The organism is Streptomyces natalensis ATCC 27448 (genome assembly GCF_000935125.1).
Lineage (GTDB): Bacteria > Actinomycetota > Actinomycetes > Streptomycetales > Streptomycetaceae > Streptomyces > Streptomyces natalensis.
Genome location: NZ_JRKI01000063.1, coordinates 96,840 through 113,007, shown reverse-complemented (window position 1 = coordinate 113,007; position 16,168 = coordinate 96,840). Strand labels below are relative to the sequence as shown.

General features: G+C 71.4%; 13 protein-coding genes. 4 read left to right on the top strand and 9 right to left on the bottom strand.

Features of this window, described 5'->3' with window-relative positions; all coding sequences use genetic code 11:
- Positions 1-86 precede the first annotated feature (86 nt).
- Positions 87-1,052, top strand: a complete 966-nt coding sequence (gene rarD / locus SNA_RS37000; RefSeq protein WP_044368761.1) for an EamA family transporter RarD — start codon at positions 87-89, stop codon at positions 1,050-1,052.
- On the opposite strand, the gene SNA_RS36995 is transcribed toward rarD, so the two are convergent.
- The 6 genes from SNA_RS36995 to SNA_RS36970 all read right to left on the bottom strand — a co-directional run bounded on the left by SNA_RS36995 (position 1,042) and on the right by SNA_RS36970 (position 7,841).
- Positions 1,042-1,950 carry an ABC transporter permease gene (locus SNA_RS36995; protein WP_030069718.1) on the bottom strand — a complete coding sequence of 303 codons (909 nt, stop codon included), beginning with the start codon at positions 1,948-1,950 and terminating at the stop codon, positions 1,042-1,044. The genes rarD and SNA_RS36995 overlap by 11 nt on opposite strands.
- Entirely contained in the window at positions 1,937-2,971 is a 1,035-nt protein-coding gene (locus SNA_RS36990) for an ABC transporter ATP-binding protein (protein WP_044368759.1), read from the bottom strand. The genes SNA_RS36995 and SNA_RS36990 overlap by 14 nt, the downstream gene beginning before the upstream one ends.
- A gap of 136 nt (positions 2,972-3,107) precedes the next feature.
- Positions 3,108-4,382, bottom strand: coding sequence for a LolA family protein (locus SNA_RS36985; RefSeq protein WP_030069722.1), 1,275 nt, complete (start codon positions 4,380-4,382; stop codon positions 3,108-3,110).
- A 308-nt stretch (positions 4,383-4,690) separates the two neighbouring features.
- Positions 4,691-5,704, bottom strand: coding sequence for a polyprenyl synthetase family protein (locus SNA_RS36980; protein ID WP_044368757.1), 1,014 nt, complete (start codon positions 5,702-5,704; stop codon positions 4,691-4,693).
- 510 nt (positions 5,705-6,214) lie between these two features.
- Entirely contained in the window at positions 6,215-7,426 is a 1,212-nt protein-coding gene (locus SNA_RS36975; protein WP_030069724.1) for an FAD-dependent oxidoreductase, read from the bottom strand.
- A gap of 115 nt (positions 7,427-7,541) precedes the next feature.
- Complete coding sequence (locus tag SNA_RS36970) at positions 7,542-7,841, bottom strand: hypothetical protein (protein WP_157880196.1); 300 nt, start codon at positions 7,839-7,841, stop codon at positions 7,542-7,544.
- A 310-nt stretch (positions 7,842-8,151) separates the two neighbouring features.
- Between SNA_RS36970 and fahA the strand changes: the two genes are divergently transcribed.
- The 3 genes from fahA to SNA_RS36955 all read left to right on the top strand — a co-directional run bounded on the left by fahA (position 8,152) and on the right by SNA_RS36955 (position 10,830).
- Positions 8,152-9,399, top strand: coding sequence for a fumarylacetoacetase (fahA, locus tag SNA_RS36965; protein WP_044368755.1), 1,248 nt, complete (start codon positions 8,152-8,154; stop codon positions 9,397-9,399).
- Complete coding sequence (locus SNA_RS36960; protein ID WP_044368752.1) at positions 9,396-10,070, top strand: GOLPH3/VPS74 family protein; 675 nt, start codon at positions 9,396-9,398, stop codon at positions 10,068-10,070. The genes fahA and SNA_RS36960 overlap by 4 nt, the downstream gene beginning before the upstream one ends.
- Positions 10,071-10,341: 271 nt before the next feature.
- Positions 10,342-10,830 carry a hypothetical protein gene (locus tag SNA_RS36955; protein WP_030067008.1) on the top strand — a complete coding sequence of 163 codons (489 nt, stop codon included), beginning with the start codon at positions 10,342-10,344 and terminating at the stop codon, positions 10,828-10,830.
- Positions 10,831-10,947: 117 nt separating this feature from the next.
- On the opposite strand, the gene nuoN is transcribed toward SNA_RS36955, so the two are convergent.
- From nuoN to nuoL, 3 genes are read right to left on the bottom strand one after another with little or no spacing between them, the layout of a single operon-like run.
- Positions 10,948-12,600 carry an NADH-quinone oxidoreductase subunit NuoN gene (gene nuoN, locus SNA_RS36950; RefSeq protein ID WP_044368749.1) on the bottom strand — a complete coding sequence of 551 codons (1,653 nt, stop codon included), beginning with the start codon at positions 12,598-12,600 and terminating at the stop codon, positions 10,948-10,950.
- Positions 12,597-14,279 carry an NADH-quinone oxidoreductase subunit M gene (locus SNA_RS36945; protein ID WP_044368746.1) on the bottom strand — a complete coding sequence of 561 codons (1,683 nt, stop codon included), beginning with the start codon at positions 14,277-14,279 and terminating at the stop codon, positions 12,597-12,599. The genes nuoN and SNA_RS36945 overlap by 4 nt, the downstream gene beginning before the upstream one ends.
- Positions 14,280-14,282: 3 nt before the next feature.
- Positions 14,283-16,166, bottom strand: coding sequence for an NADH-quinone oxidoreductase subunit L (gene nuoL / locus SNA_RS36940; RefSeq protein ID WP_030067012.1), 1,884 nt, complete (start codon positions 16,164-16,166; stop codon positions 14,283-14,285).
- Between the last annotated feature and the right edge of the window lie 2 nt (positions 16,167-16,168).

Below are 16,168 nucleotides of genomic sequence, written 5' to 3'. Positions count from 1 at the left end.
CATGACCGTATGGCGATACGGGCATGACAGCGGCGGCGTGCGGCGCTACCTTCCTTGAGTCGTCACCGCACCACAGGGAGGGCGATATGCCGTCTCGAAACGATCAGCGCACGGGACTCGCCCTCGGCTTGGCCGCGTACACCATGTGGGGTCTGCTGCCCCTGTACTGGCATCTGCTGGACGCCGCCGCGCCGTCGGAGATCCTCGCCCACCGCATGGTGTGGTCGCTGCCCGTCGCGATCGTCCTCCTGGCCGTGCTGCGCCGCTGGGCCTGGATACCCGCGCTGCTGCGTCAGCCCAAGCGCCTCGGGCTGATCCTGGTGTGCACCCTGGTCATCTCGGCCAACTGGTTCCTCTACATCTGGTCCGTCAACGACGGGCACGTGCTCGAAGCCTCGTTGGGCTACTTCATCAACCCGCTGGTGAGCATCGCGTTCGGCGTGCTGGTGCTGCGCGAGCGGCTGCGGCCGCTCCAGTGGGCGGCGGTGGCCATCGGCGCCCTCGCCGTCGTGGTGATGACCCTGGCCTACGGCAGGATGCCGTGGATCGCACTGGGCCTGGCCTTCTCGTTCGCGACCTACGGCCTGGCCAAGAAGGGCATCAAGCTCGACGGCATCGAGGGCTTCAGCGCCGAGACGGCGCTCCAGTTGCTGCCCGCGCTCGGGTTTCTGCTCTACCTGGGCGCCCGCGGGGAGTCCGCCTTCGTCACCGGCGGCCCGGGGGAGGCACTGCTGCTCGCGGGCTGCGGAATCGCCACCGCGGTGCCGCTGATCTGCTTCGGGGCCTCGGCGATGCGGCTGCCGCTGGTCACGATCGGGATGATGCAGTACCTGGCGCCGACCTTTCAGTTCCTCCTCGGCCTGACCGTCTTCCACGAGCGGATGCCGCCCGAGCGCTGGACCGGCTTCGCCCTGGTCTGGCTGGCCCTGTGCCTCCTGACCTGGGACGCACTGCGCACGGCCCGCCGGGCGCGGATCGCCCTCGCGGCCGCGGGTGCCCGAGCGGGCGAGGCCGCCGCCCGGGGCGCCGACACCCCGTGCGTCACGCAGTGATGTCGCGCGTGGTGAACCGCGCCCACGCCGCCGAGCCGAACACCGCCACGTACAGCGCCTGAAGGCCCAGGTCCTTCTGCAACTGATCCCAGTAGACGGGGTCGCGCAGCAGGTCCGCGAAGGACAGCCAGTAGTGCGGGAAGAGATACGGCTGGATGGCGTGCAGCTGCGGGATGGTGTCGAGGATCTGCACGGTGATCAGCAGACCGACCGTGGTCGCCATCGCCGCGACACCGCTGGTGGTGAGCGTCGACAGGAACAGGCCGACGGCGGCCAGACCGGTCAGGGAGAGCGCCACCACACAGGCGATGACCAGCGCGCGCAGCAGTCCCTCGCCGAGGGATATGGAGGTGCCGGAGAGCAGGGTGACCTTGCCCAGGGGGAAGAGCAGGGCGCCGGTCGCCAGCGCCGAGCACGCCACCACCAACGTCGCCACCAGGCAGAACGTCAGCGTCGTGGCGTATTTGACCAGCAGCAGGCGGGTGCGGCCCGCGGGGGCGACGAGCAGATAGCGCAGCGTCCCGGCGTTGGCCTCGCCCGCGAGGGAGTCCCCCGCGATCACGCCGATGGCCATCGGGAGGAAGAACGGCAGCGTCACGGCCAGCGAGGTGAAGACCAGGAACAGGCCGTTGTTGGTGACCTGGGAGATGAAGGCCGGGCCGCCCTCCCCGCCGCCGGAACCGCCCGACGCGCCGCCATGGCCGGTCTCGATCTTCACCGCGATGCCGACCAGGACCGGTACGCCCGCGAGCACCGCCAGCAGTGCGAGGGTGCGCCAGCGCCTGAAGGTCGTACCGATCTCGCTGCGCAGCAGGCCCAGCGACCATCGCCGCGGCGACCGGCGCGGGGGACTGTCCGTCCCCGGCACCTCGCTCTCCGGTGCCTCAGCCTGCGACATCGAAACCCTCCCCGGTCAGCTGCACGAACACGTCCTCCAGCGAGGCCCGCGCGGCGCCGAAGCCGCGGACCCGGACGCCGGCCCGGACGAGCGCGGCATTGAGATCGGCCAGATCGAGCGCGGGACCGTCGGCGGCGGGAGGGGCGGCGGAAGCGGGGACGGGCAGGTTTCCGGTGACCCGTTCGCCGGTGACGTCGAGATCGGTCACCCCGTGCTCCTTGAGGACGCGGGCCGCATCCGCCGTATCCGGTGTCGTCACCGCCAGCCGCCCGCCGCCGGACGAGCCGAGGACGGTGGCGGACAGATCGGCGACCGTGCCCTGGACGACCAGCCGGCCGCGGGCCATCACCGCGGCATGGGTGCAGACCTGCTCGATCTCGTCGAGGAGATGCGAGGAGAGGAAGACCGTGGTGCCGTCCGCCGCCAGCTCACGGACCAGGGCCCGGATCTCCCGCATGCCCTGCGGGTCGAGGCCATTGGTCGGCTCATCGAGAACCAGCAGCTCACGGGGCTGGAGCAGGGCCGCGGCCAGCCCCAGGCGCTGCTTCATGCCCAGGGAGTACGCCCGCGCCTTCTTGCCGGCCGCGGCCGCCAGCCCCACCCGCTCCAGGGCCTGCCCGACCCGCTCGGCGCGGGTGCGCGGATCGGCGGTCGGGTCGGCCGCGTCGAAGCGCAGCAGATTGCCGCGGCCGCTGAGGAAGCCATAGAGCGCCGGTCCCTCGATCAGGGCGCCGACCTTGGGCAGCACCCGCCGTCCCGCGCCGGGCATGGGCTCGCCCAGAACCCGCGCACTGCCGGCGGTCGGCTCGATCAGCCCCATCAGCATGCGGATGGTGGTGGTCTTGCCGGAGCCGTTGGGGCCGAGGAAGCCGAAGACGCTGCCGCGCGGTACGGCGAGATCGAGGCCGTCGACGGCGAGCTGGCCGCCGCGGTAGGTCTTGGTCAGCCCCCGGGTCTCGATCACCCGCTCCCTCTCGGCCGGGACCGCGCGCCGCGGGCCCGCGGTGGGTGGCGATGGCATGGGCGGCTCCCCCAACTCATGGCGTACGGAACGGGCTGTGTACTGCGTACCGCTGGTACCGGACTGCGGAACGGCTGCGGGCCGCGCCGCGCCCCGGACGGGAGGCGCGGCGCGCCCTTGGTGCTTCCGTGGCCTGTTACTTGGCGGCGTTGGCCGCGTCGATGAGGGCCTGCTTGTCGACGGCACCGACGTAGACCGTGCCGTGGTCGGTTATCAGAGCGTTGACCAGGCGGGTGCTGAAGACCCGGCCGGAGCCGAAGGAACCGGTCGCCTTCTCACCGATGCCGTCCAGGAATGTGCCCGCGTCGCCGCCGGCGCCGTGGCTCTTGCCGGTGGGCAGGCCCGAGCCGGAGCCCTTGATCGTGGCGATGGACGTCCAGCCCTTGCCGATGACGTTCAGCCCGCCCCGGTCCTTGAAGTCCTCCAGGCCCTTGCGGTCCTTGAAGTCCTTGCCGTGCTGCCGCGCGGCCTTCGCCCGCTCCTTGTCGCCGTCGACGACCTTGGCACCCTTGGGCGGGGTGAAGGTGAAGGAGCTTGCGGCGGGCTTGGCGAAGTCGACGGCGGTGTAGCCGACGTCGATCGCGGCCGCTCCCCCGCTCTTGGGCGTCAGGGTGAACTTCAGCGGGACGCCCTTGGCGGCGTCCACCGCAATCCGGATCGACCCGATCGTCGAGGCGGACTGCTTGGGCTTGATCAGGAGCTGGTAGGCGTCCCGCCCGGCGACCCGCGCCGTGCCGTCGACCGTGACCGAGGTGGTGTCGCCGGCCGCCTTCAGGGCCTGCTGGGCGAGGTCCTGCGGGGTGGCGTTCTTCAGCCCCTTGGGCAGGTCCTTGGGCGCGTCCTTGCGGTCGTGGTGCCACCGGGCGCCCTTGTCGTGCGCGGCGGCGGTGCTGTGGACGGCGGTGTTGGTGCCGCTGTCGTACGCCCAGACCTGGTTGCCGTTGTGGATGATGCTGTATTCGGCGGCCTCGTCGACGATCGAGACCCGCTGTTTGGCGGGCCCGTCGGCGGCGACGCGCAGCGTGTGCGCACCGGACGCCAGCTCCATCAGCTTGTTCTGCGGGGACGCGGTCGCGCCGTCCTTGCCCTTCGCACCGTCGCCGTGGCCCGCGCCGCCGAAGGCTCCGGCGCCGCCGCCCGGCAGGGACGGCAGCCCGAGGTCGGTGGTGACCCGGACCGTGCCGGACAGCTGCTGGACATCGGACTTGGCGATTTTCGCTATCAGATCCTGCGCCGAGATCTTCGGCAGGTCGGGAGAACCGGAGCCGGCGAACGCCGGGACCAGCCCGATCGTGGCCGCCGCCACGCCCGCCACCGCGACCGGTACGCCGTACCGCACCGCCTTACGGCGCCTGGGCGAGCGCCCCCCGTCCCATCCGTCGGTGACCTCGGTCGGTTCGTTCCGTGGCATGTGCCTACCTCCGTCGTGTACGGCGGTTTCCGCGCGACGCACTCGTCCACCCCTGAGAGCTCATTGTGGCCCGTCCGCCGTGTTGTGGTGCTTCCCATCCCACCAAACCCCCGCGGACATGGCGTCACCCCGCGGGTCCAACTTCCCGTACTGCTGTGGGATGACGTCCGGTCACCGAACGGCGGCTCATGTACTACGCGAGGCTGATCGAACCCTGAGAAACACCCCGGAGAAACGCGGGGAGCTGCCCCGGCATCATGGAGCGTCAAACCGAGGGTTGATTACTGCCCGCACCGCGCCGCCCGGACTCAGCCGGCCCGGTGCACCACCGCGTCGCACAGGCCTTCCAGCGCCGCCTTGGCCGGGCACTGCGCCAGCGGCGCCAGCAGCGCGCGGGCCTGTTCGGCGTAGCGCACGGTGTCGCGGCGGGCCTGCTCCAGCGCCGGGTGAGCGCGCAGCTTGGTGAGCGCCTCGGCGTGGCGGGCGTCGTCGGTCAGATCGCCGGCCAGCAGCTCGCACAGCGCGCGGTCCTCGGCCGTACCGGATTCCCCCTCGGCCAGCGCGCGCAGATGCAGCACCGGCAGCGTCGCGATGCCCTCGCGCAGGTCGGTACCCGGCGTCTTGCCGGACTCGTGGGAGTCGCTGGCGATGTCCAGCACATCGTCGGCCAGCTGGAAGGCGGTGCCCAGCCGCTCGCCGTACTGGGTGAGGATGTTGACGACCGACTCCTGCGCGCCGGACATCATCGCGCCGAAGCGGCAGGCCACGGCGACCAGCGAGCCGGTCTTCCCCGCCAGGACGTCCAGGTAGTGGTCGATGGTGTCCTGGCCGTCGCGCGGTCCGGCGGTCTCCAGAATCTGGCCGGTCACCAGGCGTTCGAACGCCTCGGCCTGGATCCGGACCGCCTCGGGCCCGAGGTCGGCCAGGATGTGCGAGGCGCGGGCGAAGAGGAAGTCGCCGGTCAGTACGGCAACGGAGTTGCCCCAGCGGGCGTTGGCGCTGGCCACACCGCGGCGCACATCCGCCTCGTCCATCACGTCGTCGTGGTAGAGCGTCGCCAGATGCGTCAGCTCCACGACCACCGCCGACGGCACCACACCGGGGCTGTACGGGTCGCCGAACTGCGCGGCCAGCATCACCAGCAGCGGCCGGAACCGCTTGCCCCCGGCGCGCACCAGATGCTGCGCGGCCTCGGTGATGAACGGCACGTCGCTTTTGGTGGCCTCCAGCAGGCCCTCCTCGACAGCCGCCAACCCGGCCTGGACATCGGCCTCAAGTGCCTGGTCCCGCACGCTCAGCCCAAAAGGCTCGACGACGGTCACGAGGGGTACTCCTGTCTGCTGACGATCAAACGGAATGTCGATCTGTCGCTGTCTCCACCACTGGCCAGCGTATCCGGTCGCAGTTCGATCACCGTGAGCGCCCGCCCCTCGAAACACCCGGCCAGCACACCGGCCCACCGGGCGGTATGTTCGAAATCTCCCTTTATGCCGCATTTGCGGTGGGAGGGGAGGGGTGGCAGAGGCGGGCGCGTTCCCGAATGCCCCGGGGCACCGGCCGTGACCGCGGAGCCGAATTCCGGCGAGGACCATGGGCTCTTCGGCCATCCTCGTGGCCCGCACCCGGGCCCGTCGGCCTCCGCCATCGGGATGACACGCGAACCGGCCCCGCACGGGGCAAGGCCGTCTACCGGGTGGGGCGCTTGCTGCGCGGGGCGCTTGCTGCGCGGGGCGCTTGCTACGCACGGGGTTGCTGCGCGGAGGCCCCCTAGGCGGAGGCCCCGTCACTCGTCATGGGCGCCCGACCTCACTCGTAGTGGCACCCGACGCCCCTCACCCGTACGCCCGCACCACCGCCCGCGCCAGCCGGGAAGAGGCGAACTCCGTACCGCAGACGAACCGCATCAGCGGCCCGAACGAGGCGGCGGCCGGCGGCCCGGTGAAGTACAGCCCCGGTACGGACGAGCCGAAACCGGCGTCCAGCAGGGGCCCGCCCGCGCGCATCGCGAGGCCGGTGCGCAGGCCCTCACCGAGGAACTCCAGCGCCGCCAGCCGCACCCGATAGCCGGTGGCGGCCAGTACGTGGTCCGCGATGACCTCGCCGCCGTGCCCGTCCGCACCGCGCAGCGCCAGCACCGGGCGGCCGTCGCGGACCCGGGCGCGCACGATCCGCCGCCCCTCGGTGACCGACACGCGCCCTTGGAAGCGGTCCCGCAGCCACCACGCCCCCAGTGGGCCCAGCACCCGGCGCACCAGGAACCGTCGCATGGGCACCGGGAGATGACGGAACGCCCCGGCGTGGCGCGTGAACGCGTACAGGGACCAGGCATTGCCGAACGGCGTCCGCGGCCGCCACCGGGGCCGGCGGTTCGGCGGCGCGCCGAAGCCGACCGCCGCGCGCCCGCGCGCCACCACCCGTACGGATGCCGCGCCGCGCTCCACCAGGAGCACCGCACTCTCCAGGGCCGACTGGCCCGCGCCGACCACGACCACATGCCGCCCGGCCAGCGCCGACAGGTCGTGATGCTGGGAGCTGTGTGAGACGGGCCCCGCGGCCGACGGCCCCTCCGGGGCGGCGGCCGCCAGCTCCGGTGGCAGATGGGCGAGGTTGCTCAGCCCGGTGGCGACCACCACCGCCCGCGCCGCGGCCGACTCGCCGTCGTCCAGCTTCAGCGTGAAGCCCTCGTCCACCCGGTCCACCGACACCACCCGGACCCGCTCCAGCTGCGGGACCAGCCGCTGCTGGAGCCACTGCCCGTACCGGACGAAGGTCTCGACGGGGATGACGTCCCAGTCGGAGACATAGCTGCCCTCCCCGGTGGCGGCGCAGAAGTCGCCCAGGGTGTGCCCGGCGTGCGGGACGTGGATGCTGGACGCCTCCGGGGTCGACGTGAGCAGCATGCCCGCGGGCATCTGCGACCGCCAGCTCGCCATGGGCTCCCCGAAGACCCGCACCGGCAGGCCCCTCGCCCTCAGATGCGCCGCGGCCGACAGGCCGTACGGGCCGACCCCGATGACCGCCACCGGAGTCCTCGTATCCGTCACCTCGGCCGCCTCTCCTGTGGGTGGTGTGCCGTTGCGCCGGTCCAGGTGGCACGGCGGGTGGCGCGGTGCAGGCGCACCAGATGGCGGGCTCCGGTCCCGGTGGAGCACGCGAGCATCATGAAGACGCGAGCATCATGAAGAACGGCAGCGGATCGTCGCCCGCGAACCACGGCGCCTCGGTACCGGCCGCCCGCCGTCCGGGGCCGCCGTCCCGGCAGGCCGGCCGCGCGGGCAGATCGATGCTCTCGACGACGAAGCGGCGCCCGCGGCGCTGTGCGCCCTCCGGGACGGGCCGCCCGGTCCGATGCAGGTGCTGGGCGCGGACGACATCCACCCCGGCGGTGTTCTCGAAGAGCCGGAACTCCGGTCGACCGCGAGCCGTACGCCACTGCGAGCCACCTGCCCCCCAACGCAAACGGCCTCGCCCGGGAATCCCCGGCTCGTACCGACAACGGACGCTAGGCCCGAAATGCCCGGTGCAGCAAGGGATTTCAGGATATTGCGGGTGGCGGGAGAGGTGAACGGGGGCGCGTACGCGGCGGGGGCGGGCTGGGCGCACGCCAGCGCGATTCGAGGGGTTCGGCGGCCGGAGCGGAGTTATCCACAGGCTCCCCCGCCGCATTGCGCCCGGCCGTACCCTGATCTTCGAACCGACCGGCCCGGCCATCATCCGATACCGGACCGGCCGGCCCGCCCACCGGCGACGACGAAACGAGGAGCTGTCCATGCCCGAGCAGAGCCCGTTCGACCTGGCGGAAGGCGAACCCTTCGGCCCGCACACCCTCCCCTACGGCGTCTTCACCACGGCCGATGCGCCCGACCGGCGCAGAATCGGCGTCCGCTACGGCCACCACGTCCTCGACCTGAGCGCCCTGCCGGACGCGCTGCCTTCGGTCGTACGGCCCGCGCACACGGAGCTGCTCGCCGCACCGTCCCTCAACCCCCTGCTCGGCGCCGGGCGCACCGTCTGGCAGGAGGTCCGCGCGGCCGTCCGCGCCGCCGTCACCGCCCCCGAGCACCGCACCGCCGTGGCACCGCTCTTCCACCCCCTCGACGCGGTAACCCTGCACCTCCCCTTCGAGGTCGCCGACTACGTCGACTTCTACTCCAGCGAGCACCACGCCACCAACGTCGGCCGAATCTTCCGCCCCAACGGCGCCGCACTGCCGCCCAACTGGAAGCATCTGCCGATCGGTTACCACGGCCGCGCCGGCACCGTCGTCGTCACCGGTACCCCTGTGGTGCGCCCTAACGGCCAGCGCAAGTCCCCGGCGGACGCCGTCCCGTCCTTCGGGCCGTCCGCCCGCCTCGACATCGAGGCGGAGGTCGGCTTCGTGGTCGGCACCCCCTCCGCCCTCCATGAACCGGTGGGGCTGGACGCCTTCCGGGATCATGTCTTCGGCGTCTGCCTGGTCAACGACTGGTCCGCACGCGACATCCAGGCCTGGGAGTACCAACCGCTCGGCCCCTTCCTGGGCAAGTCGTTCGCCACCTCCGTCTCCGCGTGGGTCACCCCGCTCGACGCCTTCGACCAGGCCCGTACGCCCCCGCCCGCCCGGGACTTCCCGCTGCTGCCGTACCTGGACGACTCGGACGGGGAGCCGGGCGGTATCGACCTCCGCATCGAGGTGGCTCTCAATGGCGAGCGCCTCTCCAGTCCGCCGTTCTCCGCGATGTACTGGACGGCCGCCCAGCAGCTGGCCCATATGACGGTCAACGGCGCTTCGCTGCGCACCGGCGATCTGTTCGCCTCCGGCACGGTCTCCGGGCCCGAGCCGGACCAGCTCGGATGTCTGCTCGAAATCACCCAGGGCAAGGGCCCCTACCTCCAGGACGGCGACGAGATCACCCTCACGGCCTGGGCCCCCGGCCCCGACGGCGCCCGGATCGGCCTGGGCGAGGTCACCGGACGCATCCTGCCCGCACCCGATCTGGGCACGGTCTCGGCCATGCCACCTCAGGAGGCCCCATGACGGGCGCCGACGAGACGGCCCACGGGGCCGGCGGGGCCGCCCTCACGCTCCCCGAGGAACTGCTGCTGCTCGCCCTGGACCCCGTCCGCGGGCGTCCGATAAGCAACGCCGCGTATCTGCGGTACGGCGTGGCGGGCGCGGCGCTGGCGGAGCTGGAGGCGGCCGGGCGGATCACCGTGGAGCACGGCGACCGGGTCGCGGTGGCCAATCCGCTGCCGCTCGGCGACCCGGTCCTGGACGGCGCGCTCGCCGCGCTGCCCGCACCGGGCAAGCACCGGGGCAGCAGCGTCAAGGCCCATCGCTGGGTGCGCAGCGCCGCCCGGCCGGTCCATGAGCTGTGCCTGCGCCGCCTGGAGGAGCGTGGTGCGGTGCGCCGCGAGCCCCACCGCGCCCTGGGCCTCTTCCCGTACGACCGGTTCCCGGCCGGCCCGGTCGACCTGATAGGCCCGGTGCGCGCCCGCTTCCTGGCCGCGCTCGAAGCTCACCTCCCCGACCCCCGCACCCGCCTCCTGGCCGCCCACGTGGCAGCCGTCGACCTGGACACCAAGCTCGTGCCCGGCGGCCCCTTCTCCGCCCAGCGCCGCGACCTCAAACGCCTCGCAAAGCAGGAGTGGTCCGCCCACGCCGCGTACCAAGCCGTCCAGATGGACAAGAGCACGGCGGCGAGTTAGGGGAAGCAAGTCAGGGGACGGCAGGAGGGGCGAGGGCGGGACGGGGCGGGACGGGACGGGGCGGGACGGGGTGGGACGGGGTGGGACGGGGCGGGACGGGGTGGGACGGGGAGCCAGAGCACCATGGGTTGGGGAGTGGGGTGGGAGGGGGGCGGGGGCGGGGGGGGAGGCCCCCCGGAAGGGGACCAGCGCCGCCGATCGCGACCGCCCGTCCCGCCCGCCCCCTCCTGCTACCCTCACCCCTCCCTGTCCCACAACGGAGGAGACGTACGTGCGCAAGGCAGCACAGATCGCCGGGGCGGCCGCGGTTGCCGCGATGCTGCTCAGCGGTTGCGGAAGCAGCGGCGACAAGGGCGCAGACAAGGGCAGCGACAGTGCGCCGAGCAAGGCGCCGGAGAGCGGGGCGTCGACTCCGGGCGGGCAGTCCTCGGACGGCAAGGCGCTCGACGGGGCCTGGAAGGCCGGGTCCGCGCAGAGTCCGATGGTGCTCGTGGTCGCCCATGGCACCGTGGCGCTGGCCGACGGGCACCAGACGGCCTGTATGGGCAAGGTCCAGCAGATGGCCGGGCTGACCATGGCCGCCCTGAAGTGCACCAAGGGCGACAACACCCGCACCATGGGCACCCTCAAGCCCGGCTCGGACGGCAAGACGCTGACGGTCCACTGGAAGAACGGGCCGACCGAGCAGTACACCAAGTCCACCGACGGCAGCGTGAAGATCCCGAACATGCCGACGCTGCCGAGCATGCCCAGCAGCTGACCGTACGCCTCGCACGCAACGGCCACCGCCCGGAGCCCTCTTGGGGACTCCGGTCGGCGGCCGTACGACGCCGGTGTACCGGCCGAGCCTCGGCGTCGGCCATGCGGCGGCGCGCCGTCAGCGGACGAACACCCCGGCCTGGCCCGCCAGATCGAGGAAGTACTGCGGCGCCAGACCCAGTACCAGGGTGACCGCGACGCCGACGGCGATGGCGGTGATCGTCAGCGGGCTGGGGACCGCGACGGTGGGGCCGTCCGGCTTCGGCTCGCTGAAGAACATCAGCACGATGACGCGGATGTAGAAGAACGCGGCGATGGCGGACGAGATCACACCGACCACCACCAGCCAGCCCGCGCCGCTCTGGGCCGCCGCCTTGAAGACCGCGAACTTCCCGGCGAAACCGGACGTCAGCGGGATACCGGCGAAGGCGAGCAGGAAGACGGCGAAGACCGCCGCCACCAGGGGTGAACGGCGGCCGAGCCCGGCCCACTTGGACAGGTGGGTGGCCTCGCCGCCCGCGTCCCGTACCAGGGTGACGACGGCGAAGGCGCCGAGCGTCACGAAGGAGTACGCGCCCAGGTAGAACAGGACGGACGAGATGCCGTCCTCGCTGGTGGCGATGACACCGGCGAGGATGAAGCCGGCGTGCGCGATGGAGGAGTAGGCCAGCAGACGCTTGATGTCGGTCTGGGTGATGGCGACGATGGCGCCGCCCAGCATCGTGACGATCGCCACGCCCCACATCACCGGCCGCCAGTCCCAGCGCATGCCCGGCAGCACGACGTACAGCAGCCGCAGCAGCGCGCCGAAGGCGGCGACCTTGGTGGCGGCCGCCATGAAGCCGGTGACCGGGGTCGGGGCGCCTTGGTAGACGTCCGGGGTCCACATGTGGAACGGGACCGCGCCGACCTTGAACAGCAGGCCCATCAGCACGAGCGCCGAGCCGATCAGCAGCAGGGCGTCGTTGCCCATGGTGCCGGCCAGCGCCGGGTCGATCTGCTTGGCGCCGTCCGAGATGACCTCGGCGATTCCGGCGTAGGTGACCGTGCCCGCGTAGCCGTAGAGCAGGGCGATGCCGAACAGGAGGAACGCGGAGGAGAAGGCGCCGAGGAGGAAGTACTTGACGGCGGCTTCCTGGGAGAGGAGGCGCTGGCGGCGGGCCAGGGCGCACAGGATGTAGAGGGGGAGGGAGAAGACCTCCAGGGCGATGAAGAGGGTCAGCAGGTCGTTGGCCGCCGGGAAGACCAGCATGCCGCCGATCGCGAAGAGGACGATCGGGAAGACCTCGGTGGTGGTGAACCCGGCCTTGACCGCGGCCTGTTCGGCTGCGCCGCCGGGGACGGCGGCGGCCTGGGCAGCGAAGGAGTCCACGGGCTTGTGGTGTGCCGCGGGGTCGAGCCGGCGCTCGGCGAAGGTGAAGACGGCGACCAGGGAGACCAGCAGGATCGTGCCCTGGAGGAAGAGGGCGGGGCCGTCGACGGCGATGGCGCCCATGGCGGCGATGTGTGCCTTGGACGAGCCGAAGCCGGCGGCCGCCAGGCCGATCACCGCGGCGAACGCGGCGGCCAGCGCCACCACCGACAGCGCCAGCTGGGCGTAGTAGCGGCTCCTGCGGGGCAGCAGCGCCTCGACCAGGATGCCGAGCACCGCCGCACCGAAAACGATCAGGGTCGGCGACAGCTGAGCGTATTCGATATGCGGTGCCGGGATCCGGCCCGGCACCTCGGCCGCCACCGTCCACAGGCTGTGGACACTTGCCACGGAACTCACTTCGCGGCCTCCACGTCTTGATCAGGCGCGGCGTGGCCGTGCCGGCCTCCACCGGGCACGGCGTTCACCTGCACAGCGGGCTTGGGGTCCTTCTTGTCCACGACGGACAGGGTGTGGTGCACCGCCGGATTGACGATGTCGGTGAGCGGTTTGGGGTACACCCCGAGGAAGAGCAGCAGCGCGATCAGCGGCGCGACCACGACCAGCTCCCGGATCCGCAGGTCGGGCATGGTGCGCACCTCCTCCCTGACCGGGCCGGTCATCGTCCGCTGGTAGAGGACCAGGACGTAGAGCGCGGCCAGGACGATGCCGAGGGTGGCGATGATGCCGATGACCGGGTAGCGGCTGAAGGTGCCGACCAGGACGAGGAATTCGCTGACGAACGGCGCCATTCCGGGCAGCGAGAGGGTGGCGAGACCGCCGACGAGGAAGGTCCCCGCGAGCACCGGGGCGACCTTCTGGACACCGCCGTAGTCCGCGATCAGACGCGAGCCGCGGCGGCTGATCAGGAAGCCGGCGGCCAGCATCAGCGCGGCGGTCGAGATGCCGTGGTTGACCATGTAGAGCGTCGCGCCGCCCTGGCCCTGGGTCGTCATGGCGAAGATGCCCAGGATGATGAAGCCGAAGTGGGAGATCGAGGCGTAGGCGATCAGGCGCTTGATGTCGCGTTGGCCGACGGCGAGCAGGGCGCCGTAGACGATGCTGATCAGGGCGAGGACGAGAATGACCGGGGTCGCCCAGCGGCTGGCCCCGGGGAAGAGCTGGAGGCAGAAGCGGAGCATCGCGAAGGTGCCGACCTTGTCGACGACCGCGGTGATCAGCACCGCCACCGGGGCGGTCGCCTCGCCCATGGCGTTGGGCAGCCAGGTGTGCAGCGGCCACAGCGGGGCCTTCACCGCGAAGGCGAAGAAGAAGCCGAGGAACAGCAGGCGTTCGGTGCCGGTGCCGAGGTCGAGCTTGCCGGCGGCCCGGGCCTCGACGATCTGCTGGAGCGAGAAGGTGCCGGTGCCGAGCTGGTCGGCGGTGGCGGCGTAGAGGCCGATGACCGCGGCCAGCATGATCAGGCCGCCGGCGAGGTTGTAGAGCAGGAACTTCACCGCGGCGTACGACCGCTGGGTGGCGGCCTGGTCCTCACCGCCCGCGTGGGCGCCGTCCCCGAAGCCGCCGATGAGGAAGTACATCGGGATGAGCATGGCTTCGAAGAAGATGTAGAAGAGGAAGACGTCGGTGGCCTCGAAGGAGAGGACGACCATCGCCTCGACGGCCAGGATCAGGGCGAAGAAGCCCTGGGTGGGCCGCCAGCGGGGATTGCCCGCGGCGGAGCCGCCATCAGATGCAGCGGTGTCTTCCAGGGGGTCGGCGTCGTGCCAGCCCGCCAGGATGACGAACGGGATCAGCAGGGTGGTCAGCGCGATCAGGGCGACGGCGATGCCGTCCACACCGAGGTCGTAGCGGACCCCGAAGTCGCGGATCCAGGCGTGTGATTCGGTGAGCTGGTAGGGGCCCTTGGCGCCCGGCACGAAGCGGAAGGCGATCACCAGGGCCAGGGCGAAGGTGGCCAGGGAGAACGCCAGCGCCAGCCATTTGGCCGCACTGCGCTTGGCGGCGGGCACCGCGGCGGTGGCGACCGCGCCGATCGCCGGGAGCGCCGCGGTGGCCGTCAGCAGGGGAAAGGACATGGCTCAGACACCCCTCATCAGCAGGGTCGCGGCGACGAGAACGGCGGCCCCGCCGAGCATCTGGACCGCGTACGAGCGGACGAACCCGCTCTGCAACTGGCGCAGCCGGCCGGAGAGTCCGCCCATCGTGGCCGCCGTGCCGTTGACCGCGCCGTCCACCACGGAGTGGTCGAGATAGACGAGCGTGCGGGTGAGGTGTTCGCCGCCGCGTACCAGGACGACGTGGTTGAAGTCGTCCTGGAGGAGGTCGCGGCGGGCGGCGCGGGTGAGCAGCGAGCCGCGCGGGGCGGTGGCCGGTACGGGCCTGCGGCCGTACATGGCCCAGGCGATGCCGACGCCGATGATCAGGACGACCATGGTGGCGGAGGTGACGGCGGTGGCGCTGAGCGGGGAGTGGCCGTGGGCGAAGGAGGTGACCGGTTCCAGCCACCTGACGAAGTTTTCGTTGACGCTGAACAGGGCGCCCGCGAAGACCGATCCGAGGGCCAGCACGATCATCGGGATCGTCATGACCTTGGGCGACTCGTGTGGATGGACTTCTTCGGGATCCCAGCGTTTTTCGCCGAAGAAGGTCATCAGCATCACCCGGGTCATGTAGAACGCGGTGATCGCGGCGCCCAGGAGGGCCGCGCCGCCCAGGATCCAGCCTTCGGTGCCGCCCTTGGCGAACGCCGCCTCGATGATCTTGTCCTTGGAGAAGAAGCCGGACAGGCCGGGGAAGCCGATGATCGCCAGATAGCCGAGGCCGAAGGTGACGAAGGTGACCGGCATGTACCGGCGCAGACCGCCGTAACGGCGCATGTCCACCTCGTCGTTCATGCCGTGCATCACGGAGCCTGCGCCGAGGAAGAGGCCCGCCTTGAAGAAGCCGTGGGTGACCAGATGCATGATCGCGAAGGCGTAGCCGATCGGACCGAGACCGGCAGCCATGATCATGTAGCCGATCTGGGACATCGTCGAGCCGGCCAGCGCCTTTTTGATGTCGTCCTTGGCGCAACCGACGATCGCACCGAAGAGCAGCGTGACCGCGCCGACGGCCACGACGGCCGCCTGGGCGTCGGGTGCGGCATTGAAGACCGCCCCGGAGCGGGTGATCAGGTAGACGCCTGCGGTGACCATGGTGGCGGCGTGGATCAGGGCCGAGACCGGGGTCGGGCCCTCCATCGCGTCGCCCAGCCAGGACTGGAGCGGCACCTGTGCCGACTTGCCGCAGGCGGCCAGCAGCAGCAACAGCCCGATGGCGGTCAGTCTCCCTTGGGAGGTCGCACCGGTGGAGGCGAGCACCGGGCCGAAGGCGAAGGTCCCGAACGTCGTGAACATCAGCATGATCGCGATGGACAGGCCCATGTCGCCGACGCGGTTGACCAGGAACGCCTTCTTGGCGGCGGTGGCCGCGCTGGGCTTGTGCTGCCAGAAGCCGATCAGGAGGTACGAGGCGAGGCCGACGCCCTCCCATCCGACGTAGAGGAGAAGGTAGTTGTCGGCGAGGACGAGCAGCAGCATCGCCGCGAGGAAGAGGTTGAGATAACCGAAGAAGCGGCGGCGCCGGTCGTCATGGGCCATATAGCCGATCGAGTAGATGTGGATCAGCGAGCCGACCCCGGTGATCAGCAGGACGAAGGTCATCGACAACTGGTCGAGCTGGAAGGCGACGTCGGCGCGGAAGCCGCCGACCGGGATCCAGCTGTACAGGTGCTGGTGCAGGGCACGGTGCTCGGGGCTCTTGCCGAGCATGTCGGCGAAGAGCGCCGCCCCGATGGCGAACGAGGCCACCGCGAACAGCGAGCCGATCCAGTGGCCGGCGCGGTCCAGGCGACTGCCGCCGCACAACAGCAGGGCCGCACCGACCAGCGGTGCCGCGACGAGCAGCGCGATCAAGTTCTCCACTT

Bases quoted from the DNA above. Each gene is read 5' to 3' on its own strand.
- rarD (WP_044368761.1), top strand. From the start codon at position 87: ATGCCGTCTCGAAACGATCAGCGCACGGGACTCGCCCTCGGCTTGGCC.
- SNA_RS36995 (WP_030069718.1), bottom strand. From the start codon at position 1,950: ATGTCGCAGGCTGAGGCACCGGAGAGCGAGGTGCCGGGGACGGACAGT.
- SNA_RS36990 (WP_044368759.1), bottom strand. From the start codon at position 2,971: ATGCCATCGCCACCCACCGCGGGCCCGCGGCGCGCGGTCCCGGCCGAG.
- SNA_RS36985 (WP_030069722.1), bottom strand. From the start codon at position 4,382: ATGCCACGGAACGAACCGACCGAGGTCACCGACGGATGGGACGGGGGG.
- fahA (WP_044368755.1), top strand. From the start codon at position 8,152: ATGCCCGAGCAGAGCCCGTTCGACCTGGCGGAAGGCGAACCCTTCGGC.
- SNA_RS36960 (WP_044368752.1), top strand. From the start codon at position 9,396: ATGACGGGCGCCGACGAGACGGCCCACGGGGCCGGCGGGGCCGCCCTC.
- SNA_RS36945 (WP_044368746.1), bottom strand. From the start codon at position 14,279: ATGTCCTTTCCCCTGCTGACGGCCACCGCGGCGCTCCCGGCGATCGGC.